This is a genomic window from Pseudomonas migulae, from assembly GCF_024169315.1.
GTDB lineage: Bacteria > Pseudomonadota > Gammaproteobacteria > Pseudomonadales > Pseudomonadaceae > Aquipseudomonas > Aquipseudomonas migulae_B.
On the sequence record NZ_JALJWR010000001.1, the window covers coordinates 1620579 to 1634795 of the forward strand.

Here is a 14217-nt window from a genome sequence, read left to right on the forward strand (position 1 = left end):
GATCCTTGAACGTACAAGTGCGCGGCCAGTTGGCCAAATCAAAGCGGCGGTTAAAACAAAGGGGCTTATCATAGCCGATGCCGTCAAGCCGCTGACAGTACAGGCCGGCAATCGGCTGCATTTAATCGGTTGCCAATGAAAAACAGCCTCGAAATTCGCGCCCGGCACGCTAAACTGCCTGCCTTGGCCGAATCTGGCCGGACCGGTTGAGGGCTGCAGAGCCTCGAAACCCATGAATTCCTTGAAAGAGTACCGATCATGACCCAAGTCAAACTGACCACCAACCATGGCGACATCGTCCTGGAACTGAACGCTGAAAAGGCACCGCTCACCGTTGCCAACTTCATCGAGTACGTCAAAGCCGGTCACTACGAAAACACCGTTTTCCACCGCGTCATCGGTAACTTCATGATCCAGGGCGGCGGTTTCGAGCCAGGCATGAAAGAAAAGAAAGACAAGCGCCCGAGCATCCAGAACGAAGCCGACAACGGCCTGCCGAACGAGAAGTACACCGTGGCCATGGCCCGCACCATGGAGCCGCATTCGGCTTCCGCGCAATTCTTCATCAACGTGGCTGACAACGGCTTCCTGAACCACAGCGCCAAGACCACCCAGGGCTGGGGCTACGCCGTATTCGCCAAAGTCGTCGCAGGCACCGACGTGGTCGACAAGATCAAAGGTGTGGCCACGACTTCCAAAGCCGGCCACCAGGACGTACCAGCAGACGACGTGATCATCGAGAAAGCCGAGATCATTGAGTGATACTGCTGATTTCAGACTTGCATCTGGAAGAGGAGCGCCCGGACATTACCCGGGCGTTTCTGGATTTGCTCGCCGGACGCGCCCGTTCGGCGAGTGCGTTGTACATCCTGGGCGACTTTTTCGAGGCGTGGATTGGCGACGATGCCATGACGCCGTTCCAGCGTTCCATCTGCCAGGCCCTGCGCGACCTCAGCGACAGCGGCACGGCGATTTTTCTGATGCACGGCAATCGCGACTTCATGCTGGGCCAGGCCTTCTGCAAACAGGCCGGCTGCACATTGCTGAAGGACCCGAGTGTCGTGCAACTCGCAGGCGAGCCCGTGCTGTTGATGCACGGCGACAGCCTTTGCACTCGCGACGAGGCTTACATGAAGCTGCGTCGCTATCTGCGCAACCCGATTACCCTATTCATCCTGCGCCACCTGCCCTTGGGCACCCGGCACAAACTGGCGCGCAAGCTGCGCAGCGAAAGCCGGACGCAGACTCGGATGAAGGCCAATGACATCGTGGATGTCACCCCGGAAGAAGTGCCACGGATCATGCAGGAACATGGCGTGAAAACCCTGATCCACGGCCACACCCACCGCCCCGCCATCCACAAGTTGCAGATTGGCGATCAGGCGGCCAGGCGTATTGTGCTGGGGGATTGGGATCGTCAAGGCTGGGCATTGCAGGTGGATGAGCACGGGTTTGCGCTGGCGCCGTTCGACTTTGCCCCGCCACCTCAGTTGGCAGCACCCACAAACTAACGACCAAACACAAAAACCTGTGGGAGCGGGCTTGCCCGCGATGCCGGTGGATCAGTCAACAACGTTGTTGAATGTGATTCCGCTATCGCGGGCAAGCCCGCTCCCACAGGGGTTTGTGTTTATCTCAATGACCGGAAGCCGCAGGCCCCGCCTTCGCCGCAAACGGCGGCTTCGCCAGCCACACAATCACGATCAACCCCATGAACGCCCACCCCAGCAACGTGAAGTAATCCACGGTGGAGAGCATGTACGCCTGACTCGTCAGCACATGATCGAGCTGCGCGTACGCCGGGTTGCTCGCACCGCCCAGGCTGTTCAACGCCTCACGGGTCGCCGGTTCATACGTGCTGATGCTTTCGCTCATGTAGGCATGATGCTGGTCCGCCCGGCGAATCCAGATCCAGGTCGTCAACGACGCCGCAAAACTGCCGCCCAGCGTCCGCAGGAAGGTCGCGAGGCCCGCACCATCGGCGATCTGGCTCGGCGGCAGGTCCGACATCAGAATGCTCAAGGTCGGCATGAAGAACAGCGCCACACCAATGCCCATGAACAGTTGCACCAGGGCGATGTGCTGGAAGTCCACCTCGTTGGTAAACCCGGCGCGCATGAAGCAGCTCAGGCCAATCGCCAGGAACGCCAGGCCCGCCAGTAACCGCAGGTCGAACTTGTGCGCGTACTTGCCGACAAATGGCGACATCAGCACCGGCAGAATCCCGATCGGTGCGACCGCCAAGCCGGCCCAGGTCGCGGTGTAGCCCATCTGCGTTTGCAGCCATTGCGGCAGGATCAGGTTGATCCCGAAGAACCCGGCGTAACCCAACACCAGCACAATCGTGCCGATGCGGAAGTTGCGATACGCAAACAACCGCAGGTTGACCACCGGGTGCTGGTCGGTCATTTCCCAGATCACGAACACCGCCAGCGCAATCACCGAAATCGCTGCACCGATGAGGATGAAATTCGATTCGAACCAGTCCAGGTCGTTGCCCTTGTCGAGGATCACCTGCAACGCACCGACGCCGATGATCAGCGTGATCAGACCGACGTAGTCCATCGGCTGATAACTGGTCACCACCGGACGCGCCTTGAGCTGCGAGCGCACGACCATCACCGCGAAAATCCCGATCGGCACGTTGATGAAGAAGATCCACGGCCAGCTGTAGCTGTCCGTGATCCAGCCGCCAAGAATCGGCCCGGCAATCGGCGCCACCACCGTGACCATCGCCAGCAACGCCAGGGCCATGCCACGCCTGGCGGGGGGATAGACCGCAATCAGCAGCGTCTGGGTCATCGGGTACAACGGCCCGGCCACCAGGCCCTGCAGCACGCGAAAGCCGATCAGCTCCGGCATCGAGGTGGAAATACCGCAGAGAAACGAAGCCAGTACAAACAGAATCGTCGCCCACAAAAACAGCTTCACCTCACCAAACCGCCGGCTCAGCCAACCGGTCAGCGGCAGCGCGATGGCGTTGCTCACCGCAAACGAGGTGATCACCCAGGTGCCCTGCTCAGAACTCACGCCCAGGTTGCCGGAAATCGTCGGCAACGCCACGTTGGCGATGGTGGTGTCGAGCACTTGCATGAAGGTCGCCAGCGACAGGCCGATGGTGCTGAGCAGCAGGCTGGGCGGCGTGAAAGACGCGTTATTGCTCATCGCGAGTCCTTTGAAACCTGATGGGCGCTGCGCCTGTTACAGACGCAGCTGACCGTGTGGGAGCGAGCCTTTGTGGCAAAGGAGCTTTTGTGGCGAGATAGCTTTTGTGGCGAGGGGATTTATCCCCGTTGGGTCGCGAAGCGGCCCCAAAAGCTTTGCGACTGCTTCGCAGCCGAACGGGGATAAATCCCCTCGCCACAAAAGCCCGCTCCCACAGATTCTGTGTGATGGACGAATCAGCGTTGAACGGTCTTGCTGACCGCAGCGCTGTTGTCGTGAATCAACTGCGTGATCATCGCGTCAGCCTCGGCCAACTGACGGTCGTAGACGTTGGTGCTGAACGAGGCCTTTTGCGGTGGCTGTTGCGCCAGCACCGGGCCGCTCTGGTCACGCAGGTTCACATCGACCTGCGTCGACAGCCCCACGCGCAATGGGTGCTTGGCCAGTTCTTCGGCGTTGATGTGGATCCGCACCGGCACCCGCTGCACGATCTTGATCCAGTTACCGGTGGCGTTCTGTGCCGGCAGCAAAGCGAACGCGCTGCCGGTGCCCGCGCCGAGGCTGTCGATGGTGCCGCTGAACTTCACGTCGCTGCCGTAGAGGTCGGCCTGGATATCCACCGGCTGACCGATGCGCATGTCGCGCAACTGGGTTTCCTTGAAGTTGGCGTCGATCCACAGCTGATCCAGCGGAATCACGGCCATCAGCGCGGTGCCCGGCTGGACCCGTTGACCGAGTTGTACCGAGCGCTTGGCGACGTAGCCGGTCACCGGTGCAATCAGGGTGCTGCGGGAATTGTTGAGGTAGGCCTGACGCAATTGCGCGGCGGCCGACATCACGTCCGGGTGCGACGACACCACGGTGTCATCGACCAGGGCGCTGGTGGTTTTCAGTTGCTGCTTGGCATTGGCCAGGGCGTTTTGCGCCGAGGTCAGGTCGTCACGAGCGTGGGACAGCTCTTCTTGGGAAATCGCCCCGCCAGCGGCCAGGTTTTTCCGGCGATTGAAGTTGTCCTGGGCCTTTTGCACTTCCGCCTGCTGGGCGTTGACCTGGGCTTTCATGCCGTCGACGTTGCTGTACAAACCGCGCACCTGGCGCACGGTGCGGGCCAGGTTGGCCTGGGCACTTTGCAGACCGACCTGGGCGTCGTTCGGGTCGAAGTTGATCAGCACCTGGCCTTCATGGACCAGGTCGCCATCGTCGGCGCCAATGCTGACCACGGTGCCGGTGACCAGCGGGGTGATTTCCACCACGTTGCCGTTCACATAGGCATCGTCGGTGCTTTCGTTCCAGCGCCCGTAGAACTCGTGATAACCCCAGACGCCGATACCGGCGAGGATCACCACGATCGCGAGGATCACCAGCATGACTTTGCGTTTGCGCGGATTGCTGGTGCCTGGTGCGTTGTCAGTTGAAGCAGGAGTTGTATCGGCAGTGGCCATGACAATTACCTTGAATTAGTTGTGCTGCGTGGCTGGGGTTGCGTTGGCCGCGGTCAGGGTTTCGCCCTGAAAACCGCCGCCCAGCGCTTGCATCAGTTGGATCGACAGGTCGATCTGCTCGGCATTCAGGTTGGCCAGCTGACGCTGGGCCTGGAGCAATTGCTGCTCGATGCTGAGCACGTCCAGGTAGTTTCCGATGCCGGAACCGTAACGCTGGACCACGGTGTTGTAAGAATCCTGGGCAATGTCGGTGGCGTGCTGTTGAGCGCCGATCTGCCGGCCGATATCGCGCAACTGGTTGATCGTGTCGCTGACATCACCCAGCGCTCTCACCAGGTTTTTGTTGTACTGCGCCACCGCGAGGTCGTAATCGGCGTCGCGAGCATCGAGGTCGGCGCGCAGGCGGCCACCGTCGAAAATCGGCACCGAGATCGTCGGCGCGATGTTGAAGAAACGACTGGCCGATCCGAACATCGCGTCACCCAGCAACGATTCGGCACCGGCGGCGGCGCTCAGGTTGAGGTTGGGATAGAACCGGGTTTTGCCGGCGTCGATGTTCTTGCTCGCGGCTTCTACGCGCCAACGTGCGGCGACCAGATCCGGGCGCCGACCGAGCAACTCGGCGGGCAGGACCGATGGCAATGCGACGGCGCTGGCCTGCAGAATCTTCGGCCGGGCGATGTCGTTGCCCCGATCCGGGCCTTTGCCGAGCAATACCGCCAAGGCGATTTTCGCGCTTTGCAGGCGTTTTTCGGCGTCGATCAGGCTGGCTTCGGAGGTAGCTTCAAGGCTTTCGGTTTGCTGGAACTGGTACTGACTGTCGATCCCGGAACTCAGGCGCCGTTGGCTCAGGTCGAGCATTTGTTTGGTGCGCTTGAGATCTTCCTGTGCCAGGTCATGGACGATATGCGCCTGCCCCAGATCGCTATAAGCGCGGGCAACGTCGGCGGCCAAGGTCAGTTGCGCGGCCTGCTGATCGACTTCGGCCGCGCGGGCCTGGCCCAACGCCGCTTCCCAGGCGTCACGCTGACCGCCCCAGAGGTCGAAGTTGTAATTGAAACTGGCGCCGATGTTACGCACGGTGGAGTACGCATCGCCCTCGCCTCGCGGGTCTTGATCCCGGGCCAGACGCGAACGGCTGACGCCGGCGCTGGCATCGAGGGTCGGCATGCGCGCAGCATCGGCGGCGTACGCGGCGGCGCTGGCCTGATGGGCGCGAGCGTCGGCGATCTGCATGTCCGGGCTGTCGTGCAGGGCTTCGCGAATCAGACCGTCAAGCTGTGGGTCGCCGAGGCTTTTCCACCAGTCGCTTTTCGGCCAGGCCGCCGGCGACAGGGTCACGCCGCTGAGGGATTGCCCGGCCTTGAGGGTTTTCGCATCGAGGCTTTTGCCTTCGGTGGTCAGGCCGCTGTAGCTGGCGCAACCGGCCAGGGTCATGGCCGCGAGCACCAGGCTCAGGCCGGCGCGCAAGGTTTTGCTGCTCATTTGTCACCTACCCGCAGCAGCGTGATCGAGTCACCGGCTGCCACCAAAATTTTCTTCAGGATCTGTTCCAGGGTTTTCAACTCTTCCGGGGTGATCGCGCCGGCCAGTTCGTTCATGGCGTCGGCGCCGATTTCCGGCAGGCGGTCGGTCAACCGTTGGCCTTGCTCAGTTAACACAAGCTGCACCTGACGGCGATCTGCCTCGGAACGCTGGCGGGCGAGGAAACCTTTCTGTTCCAGACGATCGAGCATGCGGGTCATCGAACCACTGTCGAGCGACAGGTGGCGGCACAGCTCGGCCGGGGTATCAACGCCGAACTGAGCCATGATGATCAGCACTTTGAACTGCGCGGCGGTGATGCCATGGGGTTCCATGTGCGTGTCGATGATCCGGTCTTTGAGCAGCGCAGCGCGCCCGAGCAAGAGGCCGAGATGGCAGGTGTGGAATTCGTCCGGGGTGAAATGCTTCATCTGACCACCAATTAGCTGCCTAGGCAGAGAATGTATGTCGAGATGTTACTGCCTAGGCAGCGAATGTCAACGTAATAGTTAGGTTGCTTTGTATTTAGCGGATAAATGGCGACCCACAAATCCTGTGGCGAGGGGGTTCACCCCCGTTCGGCTGCGCAGCAGTCGTCACTTTTAGATGTGCAGGGTTTCAGAAGGAATGGAGTTGCAGCTGAGGGGGCCGCTGCGCGGCCCAACGGGGCGATGCGGCGCTCCGACAAGCCCCCTCGCCACAGGTCTAGAAATCCCGCTTGTAGAAGATATCCAGCGAACTGGCCACGCCGCCCGCCGCTTCGAGGTACACCTTCTTGCTCAGCTTGTAGCGCAAGGCAATGGTGTTGGCCGGCTCGAATACCCCAACGCCATACCGCAAACTGAGCTTCTCGGAGATGTTGCCGCTGGCCACCACGCTCGTCGTGTTGCCGCTGCCTTCGGTATCCAGCTGGAAATCCTGAATCCCCAGATCGCTGGCCAGTTTGCCGGTCATCCCGGAACTGCCCATCAACCCCAGGCCGAGTGCGGCCTGGGCCAGCATGTTGTTGTCTTCACCGGTGGTGCTCAGCGGACGGCCGAGCACCAGATAGGACAAGGCCTGTTCCTGACTCATCGCCGGCTCGGAGAAAATCTGCGTGGTCGGCTGCTCGGCGCTGCCACTCAGGCGAATACCGGCGATGACGTCGTCGGTCTGGCGAATCGCTTCGATGTCGAGATAGGGCTGATCGATCGGGCCAGCAAACAGCAAGCGCGCCCGGCGCACCGTCAACCGCTGGCCATAGGCGCGATAACGCCCGTCGTTGAGCCACAGCTCGCCACGCGTGTCCATGTTGTCGCCGATGTGCACGTGCCCTTGCAGATTGGCGGTCAAGCCAAACCCGGCGAAGCTCAGTTTGTCCTCGCCGACCACCACATCGATGTCCATTTTCATTGCCAGCGGCGGTTTGCCCTCTTCGGTCTGTTGACCGATGATCACCGTGTCATCGGACACCTTGACCGTCGACGGCGGCAACTCGCGCACGGTGATGTCCCCCCGCGACACCAGCACTTTGCCGGCGATGGCCAACTCGTCGCCCTTCATTGAGATCTTCAGGTCTGGCGCCACTTCCAGCTTGGCATAAGGCTCGACAGTAACCGGCAATTGCGTGCCCTTGAGCGCCAGATCCACCACCAGCGCCTGACCCCAGGCGATATTGCCGTTCAGACTGCCCTGCCCGTTCTTGCCGCTTTTCCAGCCGCCATTCAATTGCACGGTTTCACCGGCGATCACGGCTTGAAGCTGCAAGGCTTCCAGGTCCATCGGCAATTCAGGACCGGAGATTTCGCCGTCGCTGAGCAACAGGTTGCCGTTGACCAAAGGCGCCATCAAGCCACCGGAAATCGTGCCGCTGCCGTTCAGGCGTCCGGTCAGTTTCTCGACCATCGGCACAAACGGTCGAGCGACGGACAAATCCAGGCCATTGAGACGGAACGATCCGGTCAGCGGTTTGTTCTTCGGCAGCGGATTGATCTGCGCCTGCACACTCAATTCGCCGAGCTTGCCGCCGACGAAATTGAAGTCGGTGTCGATGCGCTTGGGCGTCAGTTTGCTGATGAGTCTCAAGGTCTGGTAGGGAAAATCCAGCCACTGATCCTTGTCCTTGATACGCAAGGTGCCGCCGCTGGCATCGAGGCTGATCTGGCCGTTCGGGCCGCTGGCCGGCAGGTCCAGTTGCAGGTCGGCGTTGAGCCGGCCCTTCCAGGCGAAATCCTTCGGCAACCACTGCGCCATACTGTCGATCGGGAATTGCTTGAGGTGGTAGCGCAGCTTCGGCTCCGGCATCAGCCGCTGGTCTTCACCGCACAGACTGGCCGGTCCGGACATCCAGCAATGGGCGCCGAAATTGATTTTGCCGTCCGCCAGCCGTTCGAGTTTCGCCGGCCCTTGCAGCTTCCAGTCCTGACCGCCGGCCTGGATATCGCCACTGGCCAGACGCCCGCGCCAGTTGCCTTTGTCCAGATTACCGTCGAGTCCCAGGGCCAGCTTCAGTTGCGGGCCTTGCAGGTCGAGGCTGAGTTTCTGGTTTTTGATATCGCCGCTGCCACTGGCGGTCAGCGTGCCCAGCGAGGTATCGCCGGCCTGGATGCCGCTGCCCTTGAGGTCGATTTTCGCCCGCTGCGCGCTGTCGAGGGTAGCGTCGAGGTTCAGGCTTTGCAGGCGATTGTCCTGGAATGCCAATTGCGTGCCCTGCAACCCGAGTTTGCCTTGTGGCGCCTTGAGCGTGCCGGCGACATCGACGCGGCCGTTGAGCTGACCTCGCAATTGCGGCCAGAGCTGGGCCAGGCGCGACAGTTTGATGTCGATCTGGCCGGTGAGTTTTTGTTGCAGGCTGCCCTTGCCGGTGATGCTGTTATCACCCAGACGGATTTGCAGCGCGCTGAGGTTCCACAGTTCTCCGGCACCATCCGCCTTGGCTTGCAGGACGGCCGGTTGGCCGCGCAGCTTGCCCTTCAGATCAAGGTCCGCGTTCAGGCTGAGTTTTTCATTCTTCATCTCACCTTTGCTGCGCAACGGTCCGGCCAGGGTGCCGGGCAACTCGGCGACCCAATACGCCGGGTTGATCGCCGAAAGGTCGAGCGCAGTGTCCCAGGCAATGCCATCGGCAAATTGCAGGTTCAAGTGCCCTTCGGCCTTGCCCTGTCCGGCTTCAAGCTGGATTTGTTGCAGGTAGATTTTCGTCAGGTCACCGGCGAAAGGGCTGCTCAGGCTGAACGCGCCGGCCGGGCCATCCAGCGCGGCCTTGAAGTTGCCGAGGTATTTGCCGTCGGTGTAAGAGACTTCACCGTTGAAGCTGCGCAGGGCCACTTCCGGCTCGTCGATCACCGGATAGAGCCGATGCCAGGGGAAATCCAGCCAATCGATTTTCGCCGTGGCGTTCAGGCCTTTGCTCCAGTCCAGTACGCCGGTGAGCTTGAGGCTTTGCTTGTCGTTGGCGGTCAGGTCCAGCGCGGCGATCTGCGCACCGTTGGCGTCGACCTTGCCTTGCAGCAACAACGCGACCGGGCCTTGTTCGGCGGGCAGCGTGGCGCTGCCGTGCAATTGGTAGCCGTTTTTCAGGTCGCCGTCGCCGGTGAGCTCCAGTTGATTGAGTTGCAGGGTGTCCGGCAGGTCGGCGGCGGGTTTGAACCCGTCAGCGGTGATTCGCACCTTGGCTGGCAGGTTATCCACCAGCGGCTGCAATTCGCCGGTCAACTGGCCGTTCAGGTAACCGCTGCTGTCGGCTTTCAGGTTCAGGGTTTTCAGCAGGTCGCCGTCAATCTTCAGGGCCAGCGCCCAGGGTTCCGGGGCTGGCAGGGTCAGTTTGCCCTCGGCCTTGAGCGGCCAGTTGCCGGAGGGCTGCAGCAGGCCCGACAGATTCAGGCTCAGCTCGTCGCGTTGCAGACTCACGGCGTCGATCTGCAAGCCCTGTTCGGTCCAGTGCGCCGCCAGTTGCAGGCCTTTGAGTTCTTCGCTGCCATTGAACAGCAAGCTGCCGATCTGCACGTCGCCCAGTTCGATCGCCAATGGCAACTTCAGGTCCGGCAGCGTAATCGGTCCGCTGCTTGCTTCTTCGTCGCCCGGTGGAAATTGCAGGCTGACCTGGTCGGCCTTCAACTGCTCGATACACAACGTCATGCGCGTCAGGCACAACGGCGACCAGGCGAAAATCACTTTGCTCAGTTCAACCCGGCTGGTGTCCTGCTGCCAGACCAGATGGTCAGCGCTCCACTGCCCGCCCAGACGGCCCTGGAAATTCTCGAGGGTCAAACCCGGCACAAACCCTAGCGCCCAACGACTGCCGGTCGCCGTGCCCAGCACCGTGGTCACGGTCAGCAGGACCAGCATCAATAGCGCCAGAATCGCCAGCAGCGTTACTTTCAAACCACGCTTCACAGCTCAGGCCCCATGGAAAAGTGCAGTCGAATGCCGCCGTCGTCGTCCATCGCGTGGGCCAGGTCGAGGCGAATCGGCCCCACCGGGGATACCCAGCGCACGCCGATGCCGACGCCGGTCTTGAGATCGGGCAGTTCGAGTTTGTTGAAGGAGTTGCCCTGGTCGATGAAGGTCGCAACCCGCCATTTTTCGGCGATGGAATATTGATACTCGACGCTGCCGGCAATCATGTAGCGGCCACCGATGCGGTCGCCGTCAGAGTTTTCCGGGGACAGACTTTGATAATCGTAACCGCGCACGCTCTGATCGCCACCGGCAAAGAAACGCAGCGACGGCGGCACCGATTTGTAGCCGTTGGTGGCACTGCCGCCCACTTGTACCCGACCGAGCAAGCGGTGTTTATCGAACACCGTGGTCAGGCCTTTCACCAGCGCCGTGCCGTAAACCAGGTTGGTATCCGAACCCAATCCTTCCTTGGCAACCTTGGTTTCGAATTGCAGGCGATAGCCGTTGTGCGGATCGATGCGGTTGTCGCTTTTCAGGTACGAATAGCTGACGCCGGGCATCAGCAAGTTGCTCAGCCCCGAGTCGTCGCCAAGTCGATATTCTTCGCGCTGCCATTTCAGCGACACCACCCGCTGCCAACCGCTGGGCAACTTGCTGTGCCACTCGGGACCGAGGGTCAGCAATTTGCTCAGGCTGTCCTTGTCGGCAATTTCTTCACTTTGATAGCCACCGGCGAAGCGCAGCTTGTCGGTCAGCGGCGGGTCGAGCGGAATGTCGTAGAACAGCCCGACGTTCTGCCGTGGCGCCGAGACTTCGGTTTCCCAGCCATAACTGTGGCCTTGCGGGTTGACCCAGTGCCGGGTCCAGTTGGCCTTGACCCGTGGGCCAACGTCGGTGGAATAACCCAGACCGAGGCCCATCGTCCGTGGTTTGCGGGTTTCGAGTTTGACGTCCACCGGGATCACGTCGTTCTTGGACGCCGTTGGCGCGGCATCAACGCGAACGCCTTCGAAGTAGCCGCTCGATTGCAGATTCTGATTCAGTTCGGCGATCAGTTCGGAGTCGTAAGGCGCACCCGCCTTGAACGGCACCATGCGTTGCAGCAGTTCTTCGTCGAACGGCGTATCCCCCTCGAAACTGACCTTGCCGAGGGCGTAGCGCGGGCCGCTTTCATAGATCAGTTCGATGTCGGCAACGCCCGCTCGCGGGTCGACCGCCAGTTTCTGCCGCGTGAAGTGGCCACTGAAAAAACCGAAACGCGACGCCTGGTTCTGGATCAGCCGCTTGGCGTCTTCGTAGCGGCCATGATTGAGCACTGCGCCGGTTTTCAGCGCGTCGCTTTTCGGTACGCGAAAGGATTTCAGGGAAGCGGCCGGACCGTCGATGCGAATGGTGACAGTGCGCAAATGCACCGGTTCGCCGGGCTCGATGTTCATGACCAGGCGCGGCGTCTTGCCGCCCTTCACGTCCGTGTCGATCTGCGGCTGGTAATAACCCAGGGCCTGGGCGGCCTTGCGTGCCTGTTCTTCGGCGCCACGACTGAAGCGCAACAAGGCTTCTTCATCACGATCGCCGAGGCTGCCGATATAGCCTTCTATATTGGCCTTCAGTTCGTCGTTGGACGGTTTGATCCGCACATCCAATTCACTTTGCGCCAGCGCCGCGCAGCTGGTGATCAGCATCAGCACGCCGCTGGTAATTCTTCCTGGAAACTTCATAGGCGCGGATGCTATCACGAGCTTGGGAGCGTGATAGAGCCTCGCGTCCCGCGAAAGTTCTACCGTTTATGCCGAAGCGGTTTGCAGCACCTGCGGATTGGCATGGAAAAACACGTGTTCGCGGATCGGTCCTACGGCGACCTCACCGATTTCCTCATAACCCTGACGCTTGTAGAACTCCAGATAACGCGGATTACCGGTATCGAGCACTACACCTTCAGAGTGCTCATCGACCGCGCACCAGTTGTGCACGGCTTGCAACAGCTGCTCGCCGAAGTGTTTGCCCTGGAATTGCGGATGAATCCCCAGCAACGGCAGCAAGTGCACCGAGTCGGACGGCACGCACGCCATCACCGCATCGTGGTATTCGAGGTAGCGGCGCGTGCAGCGAAACCCGGTGCTGAGCACCATTCGCAGGCGCCAGGCCCAGCTTTCGGTAATGCCCAGGCGACGTTGCGGCGGCGCGATCAGGGCGATGCCGATCAAGCGGTCGTTGACCAGCAGGCCGATGGCGGGCAAGTCCTGAAGGAAGTGTTGCTTGACCAGTTCGCGCACGGTGGCTCGGACCCGCTGTTCATACCCGGGGCGCTCGGCTTCGAAGAGGTAGCCGAACGTCGGTTCGTGGCGGTAGGCCTGATAAAGCAGGGAGCGGGCTTCGCGGGAGTAGCCGCTGTCGAGCATGTGGATATCGGCGATGGCGGTCGAGGTTTCGGGCATAGCGGTAGATCTCCCCGGCACAGCTCAAATGGCTGTGCTCTTATTGGTACGAGCGTTTGGGTGGCTTCACAGTTCCCCAGACAGGTATAGACCAAAGTCAGGATCTTTATCGACTGAACCGGCCTCTTCGCGGGCAAGCCACGCTCCCACAAGTTTTGTGTCGTACCCAAATGATTCGGCAAACACGGAACCTGTGGGAGCGGGCTTGCCCGCGAAGAGGCCCGAAACAGCCAATGAAGATCTGACAGAACACCGAGAATCCCCTCACCCCAGACTGGCCCCAATCCCACAGGTCAGCTAGCATCGCCCTTTTGCCAGGACTGCCGACCATGAAGATCGTCTCCTTCAACATCAACGGGCTGCGCGCTCGCCCCCATCAGCTGGCGGCGCTGATCGAAAAGCATCAACCCGACGTGATCGGCCTGCAGGAAACCAAGGTCCACGATGACCAGTTCCCGTTGGCCGAGGTTCAGGCGCTGGGTTATCACGTGTATTTCCACGGGCAAAAGGGTCACTACGGCGTCGCCCTGCTCTCGCGCAAGGAACCGCTGGCGCTGCACAAAGGGTTCGTCACCGATGAAGAAGACGCTCAGCGCCGCTTCATCTGGGGCACGTTTGCCGACGCCAATGGCGTGCCGGTGACCATCATGAACGGCTATTTCCCACAGGGAGAAAGCCGCGACCATCCGACCAAGTTCCCGGCCAAGGAACGTTTCTACAACGATCTGCAGCACCTGCTGGAAAGCCAGTTCAACAACGAGCAGCCGCTGGTGGTGATGGGCGACGTGAACATTTCCCCGGAAGACTGCGACATCGGCATCGGCCCGGACAACATGAAACGGTGGCTGAAAACCGGCAAATGCAGTTTCCTGCCGGAAGAACGCGAGTGGATGGCCCGCTTGAAGAACTGGGGCCTGGTGGACAGTTTCCGCCACCTGAACCCGGACGTGGCCGACCGTTTCAGCTGGTTCGACTACCGCAGCCGCGGCTTCGAAGATGAACCCAAGCGCGGGCTGCGGATCGACGTGATCATGGCGTCCCACGGTTTGTTGCCGCGGGTGAAGGACGCCGGCGTGGATTACGACCTGCGCGGGATGGAAAAGCCTTCGGATCACGCGCCGATCTGGCTTGAGTTGAGCTGAAATTTGCAGTGATCGTTCCCACTCCCGCGTGGGAATGCCGCCTGGGACGCTCCGCGTCCCGAATGTGAGGGTGACGCAGAGCGTCACGGGATGCATTCCCACGCAGAGCGTGGGAATGATCTGTCATCT

At 61.0% G+C, this 14217-nt stretch carries 10 protein-coding genes; 3 read left to right on the forward strand and 7 right to left on the reverse strand.

The window, feature by feature from the left end:
- Nucleotides 1-258 precede the first annotated feature (258 nt).
- Both J2Y86_RS07410 and lpxH read left to right on the forward strand, forming a co-directional pair.
- On the forward strand, nt 259-762 hold the full coding sequence (locus J2Y86_RS07410; protein WP_253429253.1) for a peptidylprolyl isomerase: 504 nt from the start codon (nt 259-261) through the stop codon (nt 760-762).
- Nucleotides 759-1511 carry a UDP-2,3-diacylglucosamine diphosphatase gene (lpxH, locus tag J2Y86_RS07415; RefSeq protein ID WP_253429255.1) on the forward strand — a complete coding sequence of 251 codons (753 nt, stop codon included), beginning with the start codon at nt 759-761 and terminating at the stop codon, nt 1509-1511. Before J2Y86_RS07410 ends, lpxH begins: the two co-directional genes overlap by 4 nt.
- A gap of 124 nt (nt 1512-1635) precedes the next feature.
- Here the strand turns inward: lpxH and J2Y86_RS07420 are convergent, their stop codons facing one another.
- From J2Y86_RS07420 to J2Y86_RS07450, 7 genes are all read right to left on the reverse strand, one after another.
- Nucleotides 1636-3165: a DHA2 family efflux MFS transporter permease subunit gene (locus J2Y86_RS07420; protein WP_253429257.1), complete on the reverse strand. Its 1530-nt coding sequence runs from the start codon at nt 3163-3165 to the stop codon at nt 1636-1638.
- Nucleotides 3166-3401: 236 nt separating this feature from the next.
- Nucleotides 3402-4607 carry an HlyD family secretion protein gene (locus J2Y86_RS07425; protein WP_253429259.1) on the reverse strand — a complete coding sequence of 402 codons (1206 nt, stop codon included), beginning with the start codon at nt 4605-4607 and terminating at the stop codon, nt 3402-3404.
- A gap of 15 nt (nt 4608-4622) precedes the next feature.
- Nucleotides 4623-6092, reverse strand: coding sequence for an efflux transporter outer membrane subunit (locus J2Y86_RS07430; RefSeq protein ID WP_253429261.1), 1470 nt, complete (start codon nt 6090-6092; stop codon nt 4623-4625).
- Nucleotides 6089-6562: a MarR family winged helix-turn-helix transcriptional regulator gene (locus tag J2Y86_RS07435; protein ID WP_253429263.1), complete on the reverse strand. Its 474-nt coding sequence runs from the start codon at nt 6560-6562 to the stop codon at nt 6089-6091. The genes J2Y86_RS07430 and J2Y86_RS07435 overlap by 4 nt, the downstream gene beginning before the upstream one ends.
- Before the next feature lie 274 nt (nt 6563-6836).
- Entirely contained in the window at nt 6837-10505 is a 3669-nt protein-coding gene (locus tag J2Y86_RS07440) for a translocation/assembly module TamB domain-containing protein (protein ID WP_253429265.1), read from the reverse strand.
- Nucleotides 10502-12229: an autotransporter assembly complex protein TamA gene (locus J2Y86_RS07445; protein WP_253429267.1), complete on the reverse strand. Its 1728-nt coding sequence runs from the start codon at nt 12227-12229 to the stop codon at nt 10502-10504. Before J2Y86_RS07445 ends, J2Y86_RS07440 begins: the two co-directional genes overlap by 4 nt.
- Before the next feature lie 66 nt (nt 12230-12295).
- On the reverse strand, nt 12296-12946 hold the full coding sequence (locus tag J2Y86_RS07450) for a GNAT family N-acetyltransferase (protein ID WP_214377235.1): 651 nt from the start codon (nt 12944-12946) through the stop codon (nt 12296-12298).
- 329 nt (nt 12947-13275) lie between these two features.
- Here J2Y86_RS07450 and xthA point away from each other — a divergent pair, with 329 nt between their 5' ends.
- The gene (gene xthA, locus J2Y86_RS07455; protein ID WP_253429269.1) at nt 13276-14088 is read left to right on the forward strand and encodes an exodeoxyribonuclease III; all 813 of its coding nucleotides are present in this window, start codon (nt 13276-13278) and stop codon (nt 14086-14088) included.
- The last annotated feature ends 129 nt before the right edge of the window (nt 14089-14217 follow it).